This window comes from Flammeovirga pectinis, assembly GCF_003970675.1.
GTDB classification, from domain to species: Bacteria; Bacteroidota; Bacteroidia; order Cytophagales; family Flammeovirgaceae; genus Flammeovirga; species Flammeovirga pectinis.
Genome location: NZ_CP034563.1, coordinates 737319 through 760258 on the forward strand (window position 1 = coordinate 737319; position 22940 = coordinate 760258).

General features: G+C 31.9%; 15 protein-coding genes. 7 read left to right on the forward strand and 8 right to left on the reverse strand.

The window, feature by feature from the left end; translation table 11 throughout:
• Positions 1-51 precede the first annotated feature (51 nt).
• On the forward strand, positions 52-531 hold the full coding sequence (locus EI427_RS23090) for a hypothetical protein (protein WP_126619492.1): 480 nt from the start codon (positions 52-54) through the stop codon (positions 529-531).
• Positions 532-589: 58 nt separating this feature from the next.
• Here the strand turns inward: EI427_RS23090 and EI427_RS23095 are convergent, their stop codons facing one another.
• The 7 genes from EI427_RS23095 to EI427_RS23125 all read right to left on the reverse strand — a co-directional run bounded on the left by EI427_RS23095 (position 590) and on the right by EI427_RS23125 (position 6429).
• Positions 590-1201 (reverse strand): outer membrane beta-barrel protein, encoded by a 612-nt coding sequence (locus EI427_RS23095; protein ID WP_126619494.1) that lies wholly within the window; start codon positions 1199-1201, stop codon positions 590-592.
• A gap of 134 nt (positions 1202-1335) precedes the next feature.
• Positions 1336-2184 carry a DUF5777 family beta-barrel protein gene (locus tag EI427_RS23100; protein WP_126619496.1) on the reverse strand — a complete coding sequence of 283 codons (849 nt, stop codon included), beginning with the start codon at positions 2182-2184 and terminating at the stop codon, positions 1336-1338.
• A gap of 6 nt (positions 2185-2190) precedes the next feature.
• Positions 2191-2574, reverse strand: a complete 384-nt coding sequence (locus EI427_RS23105; RefSeq protein ID WP_126619498.1) for a hypothetical protein — start codon at positions 2572-2574, stop codon at positions 2191-2193.
• The gene (locus tag EI427_RS23110) at positions 2555-3094 is read right to left on the reverse strand and encodes a YceI family protein (RefSeq protein WP_126619500.1); all 540 of its coding nucleotides are present in this window, start codon (positions 3092-3094) and stop codon (positions 2555-2557) included. The genes EI427_RS23105 and EI427_RS23110 overlap by 20 nt, the downstream gene beginning before the upstream one ends.
• A 5-nt stretch (positions 3095-3099) precedes the next feature.
• The gene (locus EI427_RS23115; protein WP_126619502.1) at positions 3100-3492 is read right to left on the reverse strand and encodes a hypothetical protein; all 393 of its coding nucleotides are present in this window, start codon (positions 3490-3492) and stop codon (positions 3100-3102) included.
• 441 nt (positions 3493-3933) lie between these two features.
• A complete protein-coding gene (cysK, locus tag EI427_RS23120; protein ID WP_126619504.1) occupies positions 3934-4851 on the reverse strand; it encodes a cysteine synthase A in 918 nt (305 codons plus the stop codon).
• 168 nt (positions 4852-5019) lie between these two features.
• Entirely contained in the window at positions 5020-6429 is a 1410-nt protein-coding gene (locus EI427_RS23125; RefSeq protein ID WP_126619506.1) for a T9SS type A sorting domain-containing protein, read from the reverse strand.
• A 725-nt stretch (positions 6430-7154) separates the two neighbouring features.
• Between EI427_RS23125 and EI427_RS23130 the strand changes: the two genes are divergently transcribed.
• From EI427_RS23130 to EI427_RS23145, 4 genes are all read left to right on the forward strand, one after another.
• Positions 7155-8714, forward strand: a complete 1560-nt coding sequence (locus tag EI427_RS23130; protein WP_126619508.1) for a sulfatase family protein — start codon at positions 7155-7157, stop codon at positions 8712-8714.
• Between the two features lie 437 nt (positions 8715-9151).
• Positions 9152-10531: a sulfatase-like hydrolase/transferase gene (locus tag EI427_RS23135; protein WP_240655387.1), complete on the forward strand. Its 1380-nt coding sequence runs from the start codon at positions 9152-9154 to the stop codon at positions 10529-10531.
• Positions 10532-10599: 68 nt separating this feature from the next.
• A complete protein-coding gene (locus tag EI427_RS23140; protein WP_126619513.1) occupies positions 10600-13782 on the forward strand; it encodes a glycoside hydrolase family 2 TIM barrel-domain containing protein in 3183 nt (1060 codons plus the stop codon).
• A 322-nt stretch (positions 13783-14104) separates the two neighbouring features.
• Positions 14105-15274 (forward strand): sulfatase-like hydrolase/transferase, encoded by a 1170-nt coding sequence (locus EI427_RS23145; protein WP_126619516.1) that lies wholly within the window; start codon positions 14105-14107, stop codon positions 15272-15274.
• Between the two features lie 13 nt (positions 15275-15287).
• Here EI427_RS23145 and EI427_RS23150 read toward each other — a convergent pair whose 3' ends face one another.
• A complete protein-coding gene (locus EI427_RS23150; protein WP_126613266.1) occupies positions 15288-16493 on the reverse strand; it encodes a transposase in 1206 nt (401 codons plus the stop codon).
• A gap of 365 nt (positions 16494-16858) precedes the next feature.
• Between EI427_RS23150 and EI427_RS23155 the strand changes: the two genes are divergently transcribed.
• On the forward strand, positions 16859-17797 hold the full coding sequence (locus tag EI427_RS23155) for a T9SS type A sorting domain-containing protein (protein ID WP_126619518.1): 939 nt from the start codon (positions 16859-16861) through the stop codon (positions 17795-17797).
• Positions 17798-17947: 150 nt separating this feature from the next.
• Positions 17948-22924: an MBG domain-containing protein gene (locus tag EI427_RS23160; RefSeq protein ID WP_126619520.1), complete on the forward strand. Its 4977-nt coding sequence runs from the start codon at positions 17948-17950 to the stop codon at positions 22922-22924.
• Positions 22925-22940: the final 16 nt, after the last annotated feature.

Below are 22940 nucleotides of genomic sequence, written 5' to 3' on the forward strand. Positions count from 1 at the left end.
TAAAAAATACATTAAAAATTTTTGTTTTTTAATTCTTTTCGATAAATTGAGATGAATAACAAAAAACTTACAGCAATGAATATGTACCCTAAATACCAAAAAGAACAGTTTGAATTAGTTGCATTTTGCAAAAACTCAACTAAAAATGCAGAAAACTATTTAGTTGAAAGTACCTATTACAATTTAAACATGATGCTCAATTCTTATGAGCATTTATACATGTGCTTTGAAGACTATTTATTAAAAAAATGCCCTTCTTTAAGCCGTCAACAATTTGGGCAATGTAATGAAAATGCACTCCCTAAATTTGATTATGATGGAAAGCGAATGACATTAGAATGTTCTGCTGATTGGGTTTCGGTTAAAGTTATGGAGACAATAGAAAAATTAGAAAAAGGGATAGTTGCCCCAAAATCTGCTTACATAAACCATTGGAAAGTTTTGCAATTACATCTTCAGAAAACACGTGCATTAGTAAAGGGTTTACGAAAATATAAGCACCTTATGCCTACAAATGGTCTAATACACTAAAAATATAATTTTTGGAACGTGAAAGGTAGGGTCTATAGCAATATGGACTCTATTTTTTTTAGAAAGATAAACCAACATTTACACAAATATTACTGTAATTAATATTGTAATCGTTAGTTGGTACATAGTTGTATTTTAAGCTAAAGAAAGGGTTTATTCTATCAAAAAATGTTGTTGTAAATCCAAGTTCACCCATAAAACCATAACTTACATTGCTTTCTTTTACTTCTCTAGAAGAACTACTGCCACCGTCTAAATCAAGAGCATATTGAGAAACCATATAACCTTGCTCAATAAAATACCCACTACCGCCAATACCAATAAATGGAGAAATTACTCCTCTTTCATTAAAATAATAATGTACATTTAATTGAAAAGGCACGATTACAAAGTTTTTAAGATCACTATCAGGAATAGGCGAGTTATAATCTGTATTGATTTCTTTTTCAGAAAAATTATAAGAAGAGGCTACACCAATTGAAATTGGTACTTTAGAAAGGTGTTTTCTAATATCAATTCCTACACCATTTAAACTCATCTGATGTACATCGCCAACACTGTTTGTTTTACTATAGTTTACTATGAAATCTAGGTTTTGAGCCTGTATTTTAATAGAAAGCCCTAGTATAATTACGAATGTAAAAGATATTTTCAAGAATAGGTTTAACATATTTGATTGTAGTGATTGTTAAATAAGTTTGTAGTAGTAAGACAAATATAGCTTATTTTTTAATAAATAAGTATATTTTATCTTAAAATTGTACAATTACATATTGTAGTTAGTGTTAATCAAGAGTAAGTTGGTTAAAAGACTCTGACAATGTTAAACCCAAAGAAAATATCTCCAGTACTCCAATCTCCTTCAGCATAACTCATAAAGCCGGGTTCGTTTGTAGATTGAGCATTTGTAAATAAAAGTTGAAAAACATGACCTCCTGTTTCTATGTCTAAACCAACAGTTAAAGGGTCCTTGAAATCAGAATCACTAGCTCGACTAAAATTGTAAGAATAATCTATATTGACAGACATTCTTTTACTGACTTTATATCTTCCTCCAATACCTAATACATATTGATTATGATCTTGATTGACATTATAAACAAGGTTTTGTCTTACGTAAGTTGGGGCCAACTCTACAGATAACTTTTTAATACGTTTAGAAAATAAGAATTGAGCTGCATAACTCATTCTATCAGAACCCGTAATTTCTGGATATAATTCTGTACTCACTTGGGTATTGACATTAAAAGTGCCGTATGCAGAAATATTGATAGGGAAGTTACCTTTTTGCTCTTTTATTCGAATTTTTGTGCTCCCTGCATATGTTTTTCTCCAAGATTCTCTACTTATCCCAATTTGAAAACCATCAAATAGCGCGTAAACAAGTTGAATTTTTGTATTTGCATTGTCTAAACCAAAAAATGTTTCCCAGCCGTCTTTTAAAGAACCGAACCTATGAGAGATATACATATAAAAATCACCTTTTCCGCCCACTTTTGTAGATTGTAGGTTACCAATTTTCATTGCTTTAAACGCAGGTTGTTCAAAAGTGACAGAGTCGGTTGTTTCTGTCTCTATTTCATTTAGTAAATCATCCTGTGCAAATGTATAAGTACAGGAGAAAATAAAGAGTAATAGTTGGTAATATTTCATTGTTAGTTATTTAATTATTGTACAATTATTGAGTTTAATTTCATCGAGCAATTCATCGAAACCAATGTATTTTCCTTTTATGGTTATTTTAGAATCTTTAGTGATTTTATAAGGAAATGATGTAGAAAACTGACAGAATACTTTATTATTAAGTTGTATCCCATTTTCTTCTAGTTGAGTTATAGTGCCGTTGAGCTGTACTACTTTTGCAACATAATTAGTTGAAGTATTGCTTTCTATTTCTTTAATAAAACCAATAGCTTCACCATTATAACTCAAACTACTATTTTCTACGGTTGTAGGAGGTTTGAAAATGTAAGCTACTGATAGAACTAAAGCACTACTTAGCACTATTAATAGTGTAAGTAGTTTACTTTTTTTTGAGTTCATAGTTTATAGATATATGAATTTTTTCTGATATCTTTTCCTCTACAATACTTGGAATTTGAATATCAAAATCTGAGGGAGCTACATCAAAAGCTGACTTAGCATATAAAATATCCTTATTTACGTACAACTTAACTCTAGCTACTATTTCTTTTGATATGCCTTTAATAGTAAGTGTTCCTTTTAAATTAAAATCTTTGGGAGCATTACTTAAATTTTTAAAATCAAAATCAGTGATTTCCCCTTTAAAAGTAGCTTTTGGAAATTTATCAGAAGACATATAATTTTCATTGAAATGCTCCTGCATTAATGCCACTTTAAATTCGAAAGCAGCAATAAATAATAGTGCAGCTATTTCTCCTGTTTCAGTATTAATAATTGCTGTTGTACTATTATTAGTTGCTTCTACAGGTTCAAAAGCCTTAACGGATGCTTCAAAATCGGTTAGACCAGTTTTAGTTATATATTTTTGTCCGAAAGAGGTAATACTTAAGAAGAGTAATAAGATTGTAAGTTGTTTCATGTTTTCTATTTTTCTGGGAAATTATCATCTACCCATTTTTGGATACGTTGTCTTTCTTCTTGTGGCATTAAACCAGCAGGAGGCATAGGGTTTGAACTATTATTTATTCTTGATAATAAATTGCCGCTTTCTGTCTGAAATTTAAAATTAGTATAACCAGATAAGTTAATACCTGCTTGTAGACTACTACCACTGTGACAAGAAATACAATAATTATCTGCAATAGTTAATACATGAGGATCGTAAACTACAGCTTCTTCTGCTACAGCATCGTCGTCATCTTCAGGAACTTCAATAACATCATTATCATTTGTACCTGTGTTATCATCATCGATAACAGCTTCAGAACAACCAAAAATAAGAAGAGAAATAAAAGTGAAAATAAATACCTTTTTCATAACGTTAGAATTTAGTGCGTTTAGATTGAATAATTAGTAAAACAGGTTTGTGTTATTATTGTTTAAACAAATTAAAGATAAAAACTTGTTTAAACAAATAAAGTGTCTTTCTCATTAAAATTTGGAATTAATTGGATTTTAAATGTAAGGGTAATAAAAAATTAGAATAATAACATCTTGTAAATAAGTTATTTATGTCTTAAAATATAAAAAAATTGAATTAATCTAAGAATTGGTCTAGTAATTGTATCTTCTACAATTAAATATACTATATTAGTATAACACAAAATAAGAGAACAAGTAATCTTAGTATTACAATAAAAATATAAATATCTAGTAAGTAATTAACCCCATCTTTTGATTAAAGGTGGGGTTTCTTTTTGTACAAAAAAGAGTCATTGATTTTTACATCAATGACTCTTTAAATATCATTTTTATGGACTACACCCCAAACAATCCTTCAATTGAAAGGTATCTTTCGCCTGTATCATAATTGAAAGTAAGAATTGAACTTCCTTCAGGTATTTCAGCTAATTTTTTATCTACAGCAGCTAAAGATGCTCCAGTAGAAATTCCACCAAGAAAACCTTCTTTAAGTGCTAATTCTCTTGCAAAAGCTTTAGATTTTTCGGCATCAACACCAATAGCACCATCTAATAAAGAAGTATCTAAGTTTTTTGGAATAAAACCAGCACCAATTCCTTGTAATGGGTGAGGACCAGGAGCTCCACCACCAATAACAGCACTTACTTCTGGCTCTACAGCAAACACTTTAATGTTTGGCCATTTTTCTTTAAGCACTTTAGCAACACCTGTAATATGTCCGCCTGTACCAACACCAGTAATTAGATAATCCAATCCGTTAGGAAAATCTTCAATAATTTCTTGAGCCGTTGTTGTGGCATGGATATTTACATTGGCAGGATTATCAAATTGAGATGGAATCCAAGCATTTTTATTTCCTTCTGCTAATTCTTCTGCTTTAGCAATAGCACCTTTCATACCTTTCTCTTTAGGAGTAAGTACTAATTTAGCACCATAACTAGCCATTAATTTTCTACGCTCAATACTCATAGATTCGGGCATACAAAGTGTAATAGAATAACCTTTTACAGCAGCAACCATAGAAAGACCAACACCTGTGTTTCCAGAAGTAGGCTCAATAATTTCTGAATCTTTATTTAACAGACCATCTTCTTCCGCTTTTTCAATCATTGCTAAAGCAATTCTATCTTTAATACTACTAGCGGGATTAAATCTTTCAGCTTTAATAAATACATTATGCTTATTAGAGAAGAGCTTATTAATTTTTATAATAGGAGTTTGGCCTATTGTGTCAAGAATTGAATTATAGATCATTTGTATTTTAAATTTAAATGTTTGTTTCACGAATTAACATATAAATCACATAATATCCAAAGTCTATATACTTTATATACTAATAGAATTCTGAATATACTCCTATCCCTATTTTAGTTTGTAAAAGAGTTTCTAAAACGTGATTATTTTAATATTCTAAATGAGAATTTAAGGAATGACAATTTTCTCTATAGCAATAAATTGCCCATTATTAACCCTAATAATGTACTGACCTTTGTCTAAATCTGTAAAGTCTAAAGGTATTTTCTTATTCTTTACTTTACTAGTATCAAGTGTTTTTCTGCGCATTAAGTACCCGTTGGTACTGTAAATTTCATAGGTTGTGATATTCCCATCAAGTGCATTTAGTTCTAGAATGGCTGTTTTATCTTTAGGTGCATTCGGGATCACTTTTACATTAAATATAGCTTCGTTACCACCTACTTGAATTGGGCCAAATTCTTCAGAATTACCATCAATATCAACTTGTAGAATTCTATAATAAAACGCCTCACTTAAATGATCTTGCCAGAAATAGGTACTTTTAATCAACCGATCATCATATACTTTAATTTGATCAAGTGCTTCCCAATCTTTTTTATCTACAGATCTTTCAATTATATAATAATCGCAATTTATTTCTGATGAAGTAGACCAATGCAATGTGTTTTTTCCTTTTTCAATTTTTCCTGTAAATGAAATTAATGCAATAGGAGATGCTGTATTCAAAAGGTAATCACAAGTAACAAGGCTCTTTTCTGGTATAAAATCGCAATTAGGGATGTTCCAATTTAATGTATATGATAAATTTTCATCATCTAGTTTTCCAAAATCTACTGACGTGTTTTCAGTAAAATTAATTGTTCCTTTTCCTATAAAATACAAAACGTTATTAGGCAGCGTAATTCTAGAAAGATCAAGAATACTATTTTCTATAAAATTAAGCACGCCATCATTTAAAATTTCAAAATCGTTGCCTTCAACACTAAAACTTTCTGTTATACTAACAGATGCTGTGTCTACAATACTATAAGTACTATGTTTTGCAATATATAAATTACCAATTACAGATTTCTTTCCTTCAAGTTGTAATAGACCATGCTGAATATTGACATCATTTGCATGCACGTTTTCTTTTAAAACTGAAGAAGAGTTGATAATAATTTTATCTTCTACAATTAGAGGGTTTGTTACATTATAAGCAGATATAGTATTCACTTTTTCGAATTTAATATTCTTTAATGTACTAATACTATCCCCTGATATTGAAGAAGCAAATTGCTGTTTTTGATTATTAAGACTTCCAGTAATTATAATTTCAGCATTTGTAATTAATGCACCTTTTATGTATAAGTTCCCCTCTAAAGTTATTTTTTTAGCTTGAAGTGTATCTGAATCACTTCCGTTAAACTTTACAGTTGGATCAAAACCACCTTTGATAATAATTTCTTTATTGGCATATAATTTAGAAGACCTATTTATAGAAACAGGGGTCTTTAAAATGATCTGTGCATTTACATTTTCAGCGTAAAAACTACATAACACCATTAAAATGAATACGTTAAATCTGGCTTTCATAATAGGATTGCTCTTTCAATAAATAAATTAATCAGTGACTGATTTTATTCAGATTAAAACTATCATTTTATACGCAATAGTACCGAAGAAATGCGTCTTGGTTAATATTTATTAGCTTTATAATGGAACGGAAAGCATTTTTAAGGAATACTGATGATTACTGTTAATCTGATGGTTTTTTATGCTATTTGCTTAATTTTTGTCATATCTAAGTCAAAATTATGCTACAATTGGTGAGGATTATTACAGTTTTTGATTTACGAATCGACTACATTTGTTTTAAGTGTAAGTCGAACTATTAATAGAGGGAGTACACTTAAAGATTTTTTCGATTCTAATTTTTTATAGCATTACCATGATTACTTATAGAAGAAAATGCTAATAGAATCGCTTCGGTTTTCCTTATGTTTAGTTGCAAGATTGAACATAAGGGAAATTTTAAGAAGTAGAAATTATTTATTGACGGATTTAGACAGGAAGAAGATCAGAAAAGACATACTTGATATGTAAAATAAACATAGATTGAAATTAATTGGTTGGATTAACTTGTAAGAAAATAGTTTAAAGAATAGACGATTTTAACGAAACTCTAATCTGCTAATAAATTGATTTTTTCTGCTAGTTTAAATCTTAAATAACCACGAATATAGCAGTGGAGTAATTTTTTGATGAATCTATTTTTAGACAACCGTCTCAGAGAAGAAATAAACAAATAACAAAATAGTATGAAATTTAAAAGTATTTACGCACTAGCATTAATGGGAATGTTCTCTTGTAGTAAGGGTACTTCTCTTGATGGACAAGCAAACAAAAAAGTAAACAAGCCAAATATTATCGTATTTTATGTAGATGATTTAGGATATGGCGATGTAGGAGTAAATGGTTTAAAAGGAGCTTCTACGCCAGTTATTGATAATTTAGCACAAGGCGGAATTAACTTTACAGATGTACACTCTCCTCATGCAACCTGTACACCATCAAGATATGCTATGCTAACTGGTGAGTATGCTTTTAGAAAAAAGGCTCAAATTTTACCAGGTGATGCACCTCTATTAATAGACACCAACAAAAAAACATTACCAGACATGCTTAAAGAAGCAGGTTATGCAACAGGGGTTGTAGGTAAATGGCATTTAGGTTTAGGTATTGGCAATGTTAATTGGAATGAAGCCGTTAAACCAGGTCCTCTAGAAATAGGATTTGATTATTCTTTCTTATTACCTGCAACTGGAGATAGAGTTCCTGCAGTATATTTGGAGAACCATCATGTGGTGAATTTAGATAAAAACGATCCTCTTTTAGTTAATTATAAAAAGAAACCGGGTAACACGTATCCAACAGGAGAAGAGAACCCAGAGTTAAGACGTCAACCGGCAGATAAGCAACATAATAAGACAATTATCAATGGTATTTCAAGAATTGGTTATATGTCTGGTGGAGAAAAAGCAATTTGGAAAGATGAAGAATTTCCAGATGTTTTAGCAGGTAAGGCAAACGAATTTATGACAAAACATAAAGATCAACCTTTCTTCTTATACTTTGCTTTTCATGATATTCACGTTCCTCGTCTACCAAATAATGATTGGAAAGGAAAATCAGAAATGGGAGTTAGAGGTGATGTTATCATGCAAATGGATCACACTGTTGGAATGGTAATGGAGTCATTAAAGAAATTAGGTCTTGAAGAAAATACGTTAGTCATCTTCACATCAGACAATGGTCCGGTTCTTAATGATGGTTACGACGATAAAGCTGTAGAATTATTAAACGATCATAAGCCTGCAGGTATTTATAGTGGTGGAAAATATTCTGCTTTAGAAGGTGGAACACGTGTACCAATGATTGCCTATTGGCCTAAACAAATTAAAGGTGGTAAAACAAGTGATGCTATGTTTTCTCATTTAGATTTTTATGCTTCTTTTGCTGATTTAGCGGGAATAGAAATTAAAAAAGGAGAAGCAATAGATAGTAAAGATGTGTTAGCTGCTTTAGTAGGAACTTCTGACGAAGGTAGAAAAATGATGTTAGAAGAATCGTATACTTTATCTTTAAGAAATGGTGATTGGAAATACATTGAACCAATTGCAAAGAATAAAAGAATACCTGATTTTATGGATAAAAACAAAGGTATTAAAGGTGGTATGTCTAAGAAAGTACAACTCTTTGATTTATCAAATGACCCTGCTGAAACAACAAATGTTGCGAATAAACACCCTGAAATGGTGAAAATGATGCAAGCACACATCGATTCACTTAAAAGTGTTTCAGTGAGTGCATCAATATAAATAATAATTTAGATAAGGGCATCTGTTTTAAGAAATGGATGCCCTTACTATTTTAACTACATGCAGACTACTTATTTTAAATTATCTTTTATATAAGTAAATGCATTCTTACACTTTTTGTATCATCAACTATTTAGCCAACTGATTCAATAGTATGGCTAACTTCTTTGATATGGGGGAATTCAGCTAAATAACATAATTAATTAAAAGTGGGTATTTATAACATAGAATTGACGATTATATCCTACCAACTCTAAATTGACTAATTAGTTATACTATTTGATTAAAATGTTCTAATTATACGTATTCTTTTAGTGAAATTTGTAACTAGTACTTAATAAGAGTAGATGTCACAATTATTTGATGTGAAATGATTTTTTATGATGAACAGATTGACAAAATTAACTTTAAAAGCGGCTCTATTATTCTTAGTCACAATGCAGTTTTCACTAGCAGATGATGGAGGAAAAAAAACAAAAAAGCCTAATGTCTTAGTTATTTTAGCCGATGATTTGGGTTATAATGATGTTAGCTTTAACGGCTCTAAAGAAATACCTACTCCCAATATTGATAGAATTGCAAACGAAGGAGTGCATTTTACAAATGGGTACGTTTCTTATGCTGTCTGCGGACCAAGTAGAGCAGGTTTAATAACTGGAAGATATCAGGATAGATTTGGGTGTGGAAGAAACCCTCTTTGGGCACCAAATGATATAAACCAAGGTTTAGCGTTATCAGAAGAAACAATTGCAGATGTATTGGGGCGTGAAGGTTACAAAAGCATGGCATTAGGAAAATGGCATTTAGGTGCTCACGAAGATCTTCGTCCGCTAAATAGAGGATTTGATGAATTCTATGGTTTTCTAACGGGTGGACATAATTATTTCCCTGAAGAATTAACATTGTCTGATATCTCTAAAGTAACGTCGCAGTTTCATGCATATAAAACAATGATGTTGCATAACAATACGCGTGTTAAAGAGACAGAATATGTAACTGATGGTTTATCTAGAGAAGCTGCTAAATTTATAGAAAACAATTCTGATGAACCTTTCTTTATGTATTTAGCATACAATGCACCTCATTCACCATTACAAGCAACTCAAAAATATTTAGATAGGTTTTCTCACTTAGAAGAAGGCAAAAGAAAAACATACTGTGCAATGGTTAGTGCACTAGATGATGGTGTAGGAAGAGTACTAGAGACATTAGAAAAAGAAGGTATTGCAGATAATACAATCGTTATTTTCCTTTCTGATAATGGAGGTCCACTAAAATATAAGACAGATAATGGAGCTTTAAGAGAAGGAAAAGGAAGTATTTATGAAGGTGGAATTCGTGTTCCTTTTGCTATGCGTTGGCCAAATAAAATAAAAGCAGGAACTGTTTATGATGAACCTGTAATTTCTCTTGATATTATGGGTATTGCAGTAGCTTATGCAAATGCATCACCTAAAAATCAAATAGATGGTGTGAACATTGTTCCTTACATAACAGGTGATAAAAAAGGAGTTCCCCATGATGAATTAAGATGGAGAATGTTTGATAAAAAACACTATGCTGTACGTAGAGGGGATATCAAATATATCAATAAAACAAATAGAAAAAATGGAAAGGTATCTCAAGAATATTATGATGTAAAGAATGATATTTCTGAAGCAAAACCATTAAACTTATCTGCCAGCGATAAAGAGGATTTACAAGCTAATTATGATAGCTGGGTAGAGCAACTTCTAAACCCTAAATATTTAGGATTAGGGCAAGATAAAAAGTACACTGAATTGCACCCAAATAGGTACAATACTGTTGTATATTAATTTTAATTTGAGAAACATTTTTTAGTCCTTCTAAGCTTATTTCGAAGAACTGATTTTATAATAATAGGATGAATAGAATAGCAAAATTAGCAGGAGTTTTAGTTGCATTAATGCCACTAGCTTCTCAAGCGCAAGACAAACAAAACTGGGAGAATCCAGAAGTTATTACTGTTAATACATTACCAAGTAAAACTACTTTTACACACTTTGAAGACCTTAATTTCAATGCTGATTTAAGTAAACTTGATAATTACCAGTTATTAAATGGAACATGGAAGTTTAATTGGGTAAAAAAGCCTGCAGATAGACCTGCAGATTTTTATAAAACAGATTATAATGTTGCAGACTGGAAAGAAATTGATGTTCCTTCTGATTGGCAAATGAGAGGCTATGGTTATCCTATTTATACGAATATTATCTATCCACATAAAATGGATGCACCTAATATTCCTCACGAAAACAATCCAGTAGGTAGTTATAAAAGAACTTTTGATGTTGCAGCAGATTGGAATGATAAAAATATATTTCTTCATTTTGCAGGTGTAAACTCAGCATTTTATGTTTGGGTGAATGGTGAACAAGTGGGGTACGCGCAAGGTTCTAAGACAGCCGTAGAATTTGATGTTTCTAAATACGTAAAAGAAGGAAAGAACGATATTGCTGTAGAAGTATACAGATGGTGTGATGGTTCTTATTTAGAAGATCAGGATTTCTGGAGAGTTTCTGGTATTGAGCGTGATGTAGTTTTATATGCAACACCAAAAACATTTGTAAGAAATGTAGAAGTTCAGGCAGTGTTAGAGAAAACAAATTACAAAGGTGGTACACTAACTTATAAGGTTGATGTAAAAAATACATTAGCCAAAAAAGTAAAAGGGTACAATGTAGATGTTGTTTTAAAAGATAAAGCGGGTAAAAAGGTCTATGCTCAGAACCACGCACTTGCTTTAGATAAAAATACCACTGCGCTTCTAGAAGCAACTGATATAGCATTTGAAAATGTAGAAGCTTGGACAGCAGAAACGCCCAACCTATATACACTAGAAATTGCATTAAAAGATAAAGAAGGAAAAGTTGTTGACGCGACTTACCAAAAAATTGGTTTTAGAACATCTGAAATTAAGAATGGTCAGTTATTAGTAAACGGACAGCCAATTCTTATTAAAGGTGTTAACCGCCATGAACACAGTCCTATAAATGGTCATGTGGTAACAAAAGAAGAAATGTTACAAGATATTATCGACTTAAAGAAATATAACTTTAATGCGGTACGTACTTCCCATTACCCTAATGATCCTTATTTTTATTCTTTATGTGATGAGTACGGTATTTATGTTTGCGACGAAGCAAATATCGAATCGCATGGTTATGGTTATAAAGATGGCGAAACATTGGCGCAATCTGAGATGTATAAAGAACAACATCTTGATCGTGTACAAAGAATGGTAAAAAGAGACATGAACCATCCGTCAATTATATATTGGTCTATGGGTAATGAAGCAGGAAATGGACAGAATTTCAGAAATGCTTACGAATGGATTCATGATTACGATGCAACTCGTCCTGTTCATTACGAACGTTCTGAACAAATGCCAGGTGATAAAGTAAGAACTACGGACATCATGTCTTCTATGTATAAAAAGACGTACGATGTTAAAAAGAAATTTCTAAAAATAGACGCCAAATTACCTTTAGCAGAACAACGCCCTTTTATCTGGTGTGAGTACTCTCATGCAATGGGAAATTCTAATGGCGATTTTGTAGACCTTTGGAATTGGGTACGTGAAGAAAGAAACGTTCAAGGTGGATTTATCTGGGATTGGATGGATCAAGGTCTTGAACAAAAAACAGCTGAAGGAGAAGTTTATTATGCTTATGGTGGCGATTTTGAACCAGAAGAGTTACATAATGATAATAATTTCTGTGCAAATGGTGTAATTGGATCTGATAGAACTCCGCATCCAGCAATTGTAGAAATTAAGCATGTGTATCAAAATATTCATTTTAAGCAGATTAGTAAAAATGAATATGAGATATTTAATGAGAATTTCTTTGTTTCTACTGGTAATGTAAACTTTAGCTGGAATTTACTAGAGAATGGTAAAGTTGTAGCTTCTGGTAAATTATCAGATATCACTATTGCTCCTCAAGAGAAATTAAAAAAATCTATTGACTTTGAATATGATTTAAAACAAGGTACAGAGTATTTTGTAAATATTTTAGCTGATACCAAAGAAAAAACAGCACTGCTTGCAGCAAATTATACAGTTGCATCAGATCAATTTTTACTTCAAAAGGGTACTAACACAGTAGTTGCTTATGAAGGCAAATTGAAAGCAAAAACAGCTAAGAAAACGAAAGTAACTACAATTACTGGAGAAGATTATACGTTTGTTTTTGATCAAGAAGGTTTAGGTTTAGCATCTATCAAATACAAAGGAGAAGAGATGCTAAAAGAACGTCCTAAATTAAATTTCTGGAGAGCAATGACAGATAATGATTTTGGAGCGTGGAAAGCAGGAAAAGAAAAAGATGACTATTATTTCGCTTACAGAAATGTAGGTGAAAATGCTAAGTTAATAGATGTTCAAACTAAAAAGTTAAATGGACAACAATTCCAACTTACTTATACTTATGAACTAGCTGATTTAAACGCAAAAAATGTTGTTACTTATGTTGTGAGTACTGATGGAGCTATTAATGTACATTCTAAATTGAATGCTGAAGATCCTAAAGCAATTAAGTTCTTACCTCGTTATGGTATCACATTAGCTATAGATAAAGAGTACAATACTGTAAAATATTATGGAAGAGGACCAGAAGAAAATTACATAGATCGTAATACGGGTTCTTTTGTAGCGGAGTACGAAACTACTGTAGAAGAGATGTACGTGCCATATATCAGACCTCAAGAAAATGGGTATAGAACAGATGCTCGTTTCTTCCAATTGACTTCAGCGAAAGGGAATGGCGTGAAATTTGTTGCAGATGATGTAGTATCTTTTTCTACGTTAAGAAATTCTATTGCAGACTTCAATCCAGCAGATAAAAAATTACAACGCCACACAATAGATATTAAACCATCTGATACTATTTACATAGCTGTAGATTACAAACAGCTTGGTGTAGGTGGAGATAATAGCTGGAGCAAAAATGGTCTTGCAGAAAAGCAATATCGTATCGATGCTTCTAAATGTGAATTCGGATTTACTATTCAAAGTGTAAATTCATCAGCTAAGAGGGTCGAATAATAAAAAAACATTATTACATTTGTAGTAATGTATTAGTATGAAATGAATTAAATCGTGCTAATATGAATACTTTCTTTTTAAGTATTCAGTCAGACTTTTGAAATAAGAGACCGACAGCTCAATCAAAAGACTACGCTAGAATAGGCAGCATTCCAATACTGGAGTGATGCCTATTTTTTTTATCTTAAAATCAATTCTTATTAGTTGAATCATAGTCAAAACAATACTTATGAGTGCACAGATACAGCTTATAAGTAGTATATATCAATGATATATTTACAGTTATAATAGAAGTTGAACAACTATTGTAATTTACTTTACTATGAATACTCCATTTTATCTATTCAATTTTTTAATAGTTACTTTATCATTATTTAATTTTTCTATTAAAGCCCAAAATACAGCTCAAAAACCTAATATTATTGTCATTATGTTAGACGACCTTGGGTATGGAGATTTAGGTTTTCATGGTTGTAAAGATATTAAAACACCGCATATTGATAATATGGCAGAAAATGGAATCACGTTTTCGAGTGCCTATGCTACTTACCCTGTTTGTGGTCCGAGTAGAGCAGGTTTTATTACAGGTCGTTATCAACAGAAATTTGGTTTTGAACGTAACCCACAATACGATTATAACGATATAGGAATGGGTTTGCCATTAGATGAAAAAACAATAGCCAATTATTTAGGTGATGCAGGATATTCAACGGGAGCAATTGGAAAATGGCATCTAGGTGCTCATCCAGATTTATGGCCATTGAAAAGAGGGTTTGACGAATTTTACGGTCATATTGGAGGAGGTCATGTTTACACCAAATCAAATGATTGGAAAGAAAATCAAAATGTAACAACTGAATGGGAAAGTTATAATACTTGGTTAGTAAGAAACAATACACCAGAAAACCCAGATTCGATGGTGGATTACCTAACTCATCAGTTTACAAATGAAGCATTAGATTTTATTGATCGAAAAAAAGAAGAACCTTTCTTTTTATACCTAGCGTACAATGCACCCCACGATCCATTAGAAGCTCCGCAAGAATACCTAGATCTATATGCCTCTATTGAAGATGAAAAGCGTCAGAAATATGCAGCAATGGTTGCAGTAGTTGATGAAGGTGTTGGGAAAATTATGGATAAGTTAGAAGCATTGGGTTTAGAAGATAACACATTACTCTTTTTGTTATCAGATAATGGAGGCCCAGAAACAAAAAATGCATCTGATAATGGAGTTTTGAGAGGAGCTAAAAGTGATGTGTATGAAGGTGGAATTAGAGTGCCATTTTTAATGTATTGGAAAGGAGAGATATCACCTAAAGTTTATGATAAACCTGTAAGTTCACTAGATATAATGGCTACAGCAGCAGCTCTTAATGGTATTGAGGCAAAAGAAGATAAACCGTTTGATGGAGTAAATTTAATTCCTTTTGTAAGAGACGGAAAAGAAGGTACTCCACACGACGCAATTTATATTACAATACTTCGGTAAAATAATATATTTTTCAAGCAGCAATTTGACCTAATTTTCGAATCATCTCAAATTGCTGTTTATTTTTTTCAACATCTACATCAATTCGAAATACACTAAAAATCTTTTTTAGTATTAACTCATTGAAATAGAGTGTTTTTATGTTAGCCATTGAAAAGGGTCCTCTTTCCTTTTTTTCTTGATTGATCCAATGAAAAGCCTTAGCAATTGAGACAGAAGTAAGTGCCATATTAGTATGAAAATGAATTTTATTTTTACTTATTCCTTGACAACCTGTAAGACTTGTATGCTGTTTTGCATCTCGAAAAAGAAATTCTATGTGAAAACGTAATCTGTAATAATTGAAAATTTGGAAGGCCTCTTGATTTAGATCTGTTGAAAAGAATATTTTTTGCTTGAGCTTTTGATTTTTAAATTGAACAAGTGCAATCATTACTTCTCTTTTTAAAGCAACGCTATAAATTTTTGCAGAGTACAAATAATATAAGTCTGTATCATCTTCTAACTGAAAAATATCGAGATCAATATTTTTCCAGTCTACTTTTCCGTTGAATTTTTTAGGTCTACCGCGTTTTCCTGTTTTTGGTCCTTCAAATAAATACCTTGCATTCATATCACCTCTAAATCGACTAAGTACAGTAAAGCCAGCCTCATCTAATGGTCGAACAAACTTTTCTTTTGCAAAATAAGCATCAGCTACAACATACTTAGAATGCGTCAATAATTGCTCTTTATGTGTAAGCAAAGTGGATGCATAATGGTCAACTAAACTCATGCCTTTCTCCTTTAATTCTGTAATTGAAGGCGTTTGGATTGCATCATAATGAAAGGCATTACGACTTTCTACATCAACAATTCCAATACCTGATAAATCCAATCCTTTTTGAGCTTTACCAGCACATCCGGACCAATATTTCCCTAAACCATAGGTTTTCTTACCACTTTTACTGAGGTAAACAGGATCGAAAGCTATTATTTTTTCATCACCACAATGTTCATTGATCAAATGATGATTAAATTCTGAAAAAGAAAAACCTGATTCGAAATTATTTCGGTAAGTTTTTTCACTATATGAACCATACCTTGATAACTGAAGAAAATTAATTTTCCCCTTGATACTCAAGAAGAGTATAAAACATTCTGTTAAAAAGTTGACTTTACTTTTTCTTAAGTCAGACATTTTTGATAATATTGGTCCTATGAAAGCTCTGCTTTCCATAATTAGCTGTTTTTTGTTGGTAGGACTTCAAAAATACAGCTTTTTATGTTTTATAGGGATTTTGAAAAAATTACCGAAGTATTGATATTAGAAAGTTTGATAATAATAGGTATGCTATTCGTAAAGGAGATTATAAGCTAGTTCAATATAAAGATAGACAGTGGCCTAATGCTCTTTATAATTTAAAAGAAGATATAGGAGAAACAACAAACATTAAAAGTGATAATCAAGAGATTTTTGAGGATTTACAGAACGAATTAAATACTTGGGAGGTAGGACTAATATATCCCGTTTTCTTAGGATTTATTCATAGAGATGCTAAAGCAAGGCAAATTATAGATTATAAAGAAGTTGGAGATAAGAAAATGACAGATTTCCCTATCACTATTGATGTTATTGCTAGTTCTTATTTACCTGTGACTTTAGAGATATTGTCGGGGGATGCATCAATTAATGGTCAAGAAATAACAGTTAACAAAGCAGGAACTATAGAGCTTAAAGCTAGTCAAGTTGGAAATGAAAACCATGAACCAGCTCATGAGGAAATCATTTCTTTTTCGGTTTCTAAAGCTGATCAAGAAATTATATTTTCTGAAATTACCGATAAATCAATGTTAGAATTTCCATACACTTTAGAGGTTATTTCAACAGGGAACCTTCCTGTAACTTTTGAATTAGTAAAAGGAAGTGCATCAATAACAAATAATGTGATTAATGTTGTAGAGGCAGGGGAGATCAAAATCAAAACATCACAACTCGGAAATGATTTTTATAATTCAGCTGAAGAGAAAATAATTTCATTTAATACCTATAAAGCAAATCAAGATTTAGTATTAAGTGAAATTGATACTAAAACGTCATCTGATTCTCCGTTTGAAATTAAATACACTTCAAGCATATCAAATAACATTATATACAACGTGTCTGGTCCAGTTAATATTGATAATGGATTTGTACATTTAATTGGAGAAAGTGGTACTATTGAATTAAGTGCCCTTCAGGAAGCTACTAGTATTTATAATTCAGGATCTGATACTATATCTTTTGAGGTGATAAATAGTAATAGTGAAATTACAAATATTGAAAATATAAGTAGTATTTATACTGTCTACCCAAACCCCACAACTGACTTTCTTATTATAAAAGGAGTTCAAAATAAATCGAAAATTGAATTAATTGGCTTATTGGGTAATCAATTTACCGCAAAAATAAAGCATAATACGCTTGATGTAAGAAATTTACCAATGGGTACTTATTTTCTTATAATTGATGGAGTGAAAAAATTAAGATTCATTAAGAATTAGATAGAAAGTCAAAATAGTGCTTCTTGTTGGTAAATAAATGTTTATATCATCTAATTAATTTGTATACATTTGAATATAAGTGTTACAAACACATTTACAGGCTCTACAATTTTTTTGATTGTACTTTTTATGACTTCTTAAATTATCGAAATGAAAAAAAACTTACTATTTGTGATGATCACGAATTGGCTATTGCTCGTAGCTAGCGTATCATTTGGGCAGACTACTTATTTTGTAAACTCAACTACTGGGGTTGATACCTCGGATGGATCAGAGGCCTCACCTTGGAAATCAATTAATACGCATATCTCATCTCTTGTAGAAGGAGATGTCATGTATATTGAGGGAACATTTAATGAGAAAATTATTGTAAATAGGCATATTTCAATTATTGGTAAATCAGTTGATTCTGCACTAATAGATGGAACTGGTATTGAAGTAGGATCTGGTAGTGGTGTTACAATAAATGCTACAGTTACTTTATCCAACCTAACAGTTCAAAACTTTAATGTTACTACACCAGGTGCAGGTATTAAAGTAAATGCAAACCAAACGTTAACTATGAGAAACTGTAACGTTTTAGATAATACTACTACTAACAATTCTGGTGGTGGTATTTGGTCTGGTGCTACAGCTACTATCGAAAACTGTTATATTTCTGGTAATCAAAGTGGTACGTCAGGGTCTGCTATTTTTACGAATCAAGGAGCTCTAAAACTTTACAATAATGTAATTATTGGTAATCATAATAGTAAAACTACAGGTTCAGTTAATGGTGCTATTAACATTAGTGTGGCAACAGAAAAAGTTGCATCTGTAGTAGAAGTGATTAATAATACAGTAGTGAACAACACAGGAGGTGTTAGTGGTAATAGAGGTATATATGTGAGTATTATTGGAACAGGCGTATTAACTGATCTAACAATAGCCAATAATATTTTCAATAACCCAATAAATTTTGTGGAAGGACAAATTACATGGGGTAATGATTTTCAAATTACTGGAGCTATTTATGAAAGTGATACTTACGTAATTAAGAATAATTTAATTAATGTTGATTTTGGTACAAACCCACTTATTGATGCTGACAACGATGGATTAATAGATAATAATTCAGTTGTTGTCGAAATGCTATTTGATGAAAGTGTAAAAACAGCCTCAAATGGGTTAAAATATATCGCACTTTTAGATGGAAGCCCTGCAATAAATGCAGCAGATGAAGCTTATGCTATTGGTGTGGATATGTTTGGTTTTGAAAGAGTAGGCACAGCAGATATTGGAGCCGTTGAATTTGGTACTACTGCACCAAAGGAAACTTTATCTATTAATATTACTTCTGAGTTGTCTTCTTTTTTTAATGGAAGTGATCAGTCTGTTACATATCAATTATTAGACGAAAATGGAATAGTAGTTGAAGGAGTTACATCAACATTAACTATCACTCAAAACGACATTGAGGTTACACCAAATGCAATAGGGGAGTATAAAATTCAAATAGATGTTGTTGATGATAATTACCAAGGTACATTAACGGAAACGCTAACAATTGTAGAAGAATTAACTCCAACCGAAAGTATTTATTATGTAGATGCAGTAAATGGCTCTGATGCAGCAGATGGTAGTGAAGCTAGTCCTTGGAAAACACTAACATATGCAGCATCATTTTTAAATTCATATACTGGTAAAACTCTTATGGTAAATGGTGAATTTAATGAAGCTGGCTTTGATATTTTTGAAGGCACTGAATATACTATTGATGGTACAAATGCAGTCGCATCTTCTATTAATGCAGATGGATTAGCAGAAAGACATTTTGATATCTTTGGAGAGTTAACATTAAAGAATATCACTTTAAAAAATGCTTCAATAACAGAAGGTGGTGGTGCTTTAAGAGTAGGTGAAGGAGCAGATTTAACTTTGGAGAATGTTAATTTAGTGAACAACAGCACAACTAAGAATGGTGGAGCAATTACTTCATCAGGTAATATAAAGATTTCACAATCATATATTGCAAATAATACAGCTTCTGTAAAAGGTAGTGCAATTGCAGTAAATGGTGGTGTTGTAGATATTCAAAATACAACAATCTATCAAAACAATACTTTGGATGGCAACACAGTTGCTGGAGGTGCTTTAATTATCGGGTCAACAAAAGATTATGGTATTGATTTTACTTTTGTAAATAATACTGTGGTAGAAAATACAGGTATTGTTGGAGGTGGATCTAACGGTATAATATTCGAACAGTCTGCTGGAACAGTAGTTCTTTCAGATTTCTCAAATAATATTATTGTAAATATGCCATCTGGAAATGGTCAAACTTGGGTGACAGGTGATGTAATGACTTGGGTGGCAGGATTATTTACAGTAGATGGAGTAGTAGTTTCAAATAACATTACAAATAAAGTTCAAGGTACTTTTCCTTCTGATAATGGTAATTTAACTTCGGTAACTCTTTCAAATTTAGCTTTCGGGAATCTTACTCAAAATGGTGATAATGTATCGTACTTACCAATTTTAACAGGAAGCTCAGCAATTAATGCAGGTAGTGATACTTCTGCCCCAGAAAAAGATATTGCAGGTAATTTCAGAAATCAAACAGCTGATGTTGGTGCATTTGAATTTGAAGGCTTGTCGGCTCCATTAGCCACAGTTTCTTTAACAAAAGCAACTGCCGAATATACGGGTTCAGCTATTGATGTTGAGTTCGAAATTACAAACAAAGCTGGAGAAATACTCTCTGGTTTGACAACCACAATTACTTATAACTCTTCTGAAGTTGTACCAACAGATGCAGGTGTTTATGATGTAGTGATCTCGATTGATCAAGGGCAAGAGTTTGGTGGAGCTCTTTCTACACAATTTGAAATTACAAAAGCAACTACAACGGTAACTTTAGACACTGAAACACTAACAGCTACTTATTCTGGGTCAGCAAATGATGTAACAGCATCATCTAACGAAGGGGAACAAACCTTTATTTTTTCTTATAAAGAAGATGGAGAGGATGCATCTTCAACAGCACCAATAAATGTTGGAGAATATTTAGTTACAGCGACATTGAATGATGAAAATTACACAGGAGAAACACAAGGAACCTTGACGATATCTCCTGCAAGTATTACTTATTCATCTACTACTACTGATTTAGTTTATACTACTTCTGCTCAGGAACCTACAGTAATTCCATCGGTGGCTAATTTTACTGGATTTTCAACTTCAGTTACTGAAGGGGAGGCGATTAATGTTGATAGTTACACATTAGTAGTAACAACTACAGACCCTAATTATACAGGTTCTTCTTCAATTCCTTTTTCTATAACAAAAGCAACAGCTACCATTCAAATTACAGATTTATTACAAACATATACAGGAAATCAGTTAGCTGTAACAACAATTACATCTCCAGAAGGCTTGAATGTGGATGTTACTTATGATAACGAAGCAACAGCTCCTACAGACTTAGCTTCTTATGAAGTTGTAGCAACTATTAATGATGCGAACTATGAGGGAACGCAAACGGAAACATTTCAAATTGTAGATAAACTTGCAGCTATTATAGAAATTACACCATCATCAAAAGTATACAATGCGGATGAACAAGAGGTAGAGTATGTTATTAAAGATGAGCAAGGAACTGTATTAGATATTCCAGCAACGGTTACTTATGATGATGGTGTTACCCCAATGAATGTAAAAGAATATGCTGTGACAATTGTGGTGAATACCGACGAATATGTAGGTTCTTTAACATCAACATTTGAGATAACTAAGGCATCTGTGACATTTACGCCATCAACAACTTCGTTTGTTTACAATGGAGAAGAACAAATACCTACTATAAGCACATCTGTAGAAGGTTTGGAAGCAGAAGTCTCATTATTAAATGGTGATGCTACAACTGCAGGAGAATATACATTGAATGTTTCAATTTCTTCAGAAAATTATGAAAGAAATGATGTGATTTTATTTGAAATTACAAAAGCAACAGCTACCATTCAAATTACAGATTTATTACAAACGTATACAGGAAATCAGTTAGCTGTAACAAGAATTACATCTCCAGAAGGCTTGAATGTGGATGTTACTTATGATAACGAAGCAACAGCTCCTACAGAAATAGCTTCTTATGAAGTTGTAGCAACTATTAATGATGCGAACTATGAGGGAACGCAAACGGAAACATTTCAAATTGTAGATAAATTAGCAGCTCTTATAGAAATTACATCATCATCAAAAGTATACAATGCGGATGGACAAGAGGTAGAGTATGTAATTAAAGATGAGCAAGGAACTGTATTAGATATTCCTGCAACGGTTACTTATGATGATGGAGTTACTCCAATGAATGTAAAAGAATATGCTGTAACAATTGTGGTGAATACCGACGAATATGTAGGTTCTTTAACATCAACATTTGAGATAACTAAGGCCTCTGTAACATTTACGCCATCAACAACTTCGTTTGTTTACAATGGAGAAGAACAAATACCTACTATAAGCACATCTGTAGAAGGTTTGGAAGCAGAAGTCTCATTATTAAATGGTGATGCTACAACTGCAGGAGAATATACATTGAATGTTTCAAGTTCTTCAGAAAATTATGAAGGAAATGATGTGATTTTATTTGAAATTACGAAAGCAGAAGTTATCATAACATTATCTTCATTAGAAGTAGATTTTGATGATTCACCAAAAGAAGTTGTAGCAACTACAGATACAGATGTTGAAAGTATTGCAATTACTTATAACGGAAATGATGCTCCTCCAACAGAGGCAGGAGAATATAAAGTAGTAGCTACAATTGTGGACCCAAATTACATGGGAACAACAGAGGGTACTTTAGTAATAAATGAGTTAACTCCAGCGGATCCAACAGCCATTCAAGATGAACAAGTTTTACAGGTAAGTGTATATCCAAATCCTAATCAAGGAACGTTTACAGTTAAATTAATTGACTCTTCAGATGCTCAATTATCAATTGTTACGGTTTCAGGAAAGGAAGTGCATTCTTCAGAGGTCGCAAATCAATCTACTATTACATTACCTAGTAATGTTAGTGGTATCGTAATAGTAAAACTAGTAGATGAAAATAAAGTGTATACTACTAAGTTATATGTAAGATAATCGTTTAATTAATTAG

Bases quoted from the DNA above. Each gene is read 5' to 3' on its own strand.
- EI427_RS23150 (WP_126613266.1), bottom strand. From the start codon at position 16,493: ATGGAAAGCAGAGCTTTCATAGGACCAATATTATCAAAAATGTCTGAC.
- EI427_RS23090 (WP_126619492.1), top strand. From the start codon at position 52: ATGAATAACAAAAAACTTACAGCAATGAATATGTACCCTAAATACCAA.
- EI427_RS23135 (WP_240655387.1), top strand. From the start codon at position 9,152: ATGCAGTTTTCACTAGCAGATGATGGAGGAAAAAAAACAAAAAAGCCT.
- EI427_RS23115 (WP_126619502.1), bottom strand. From the start codon at position 3,492: ATGAAAAAGGTATTTATTTTCACTTTTATTTCTCTTCTTATTTTTGGT.
- EI427_RS23140 (WP_126619513.1), top strand. From the start codon at position 10,600: ATGAATAGAATAGCAAAATTAGCAGGAGTTTTAGTTGCATTAATGCCA.
- EI427_RS23145 (WP_126619516.1), top strand. From the start codon at position 14,105: ATGAATACTCCATTTTATCTATTCAATTTTTTAATAGTTACTTTATCA.
- EI427_RS23125 (WP_126619506.1), bottom strand. From the start codon at position 6,429: ATGAAAGCCAGATTTAACGTATTCATTTTAATGGTGTTATGTAGTTTT.
- EI427_RS23130 (WP_126619508.1), top strand. From the start codon at position 7,155: ATGAAATTTAAAAGTATTTACGCACTAGCATTAATGGGAATGTTCTCT.
- EI427_RS23100 (WP_126619496.1), bottom strand. From the start codon at position 2,184: ATGAAATATTACCAACTATTACTCTTTATTTTCTCCTGTACTTATACA.
- EI427_RS23110 (WP_126619500.1), bottom strand. From the start codon at position 3,094: ATGAAACAACTTACAATCTTATTACTCTTCTTAAGTATTACCTCTTTC.
- EI427_RS23155 (WP_126619518.1), top strand. From the start codon at position 16,859: ATGACAGATTTCCCTATCACTATTGATGTTATTGCTAGTTCTTATTTA.
- cysK (WP_126619504.1), bottom strand. From the start codon at position 4,851: ATGATCTATAATTCAATTCTTGACACAATAGGCCAAACTCCTATTATA.
- EI427_RS23105 (WP_126619498.1), bottom strand. From the start codon at position 2,574: ATGAACTCAAAAAAAAGTAAACTACTTACACTATTAATAGTGCTAAGT.
- EI427_RS23160 (WP_126619520.1), top strand. From the start codon at position 17,948: ATGAAAAAAAACTTACTATTTGTGATGATCACGAATTGGCTATTGCTC.
- EI427_RS23095 (WP_126619494.1), bottom strand. From the start codon at position 1,201: ATGTTAAACCTATTCTTGAAAATATCTTTTACATTCGTAATTATACTA.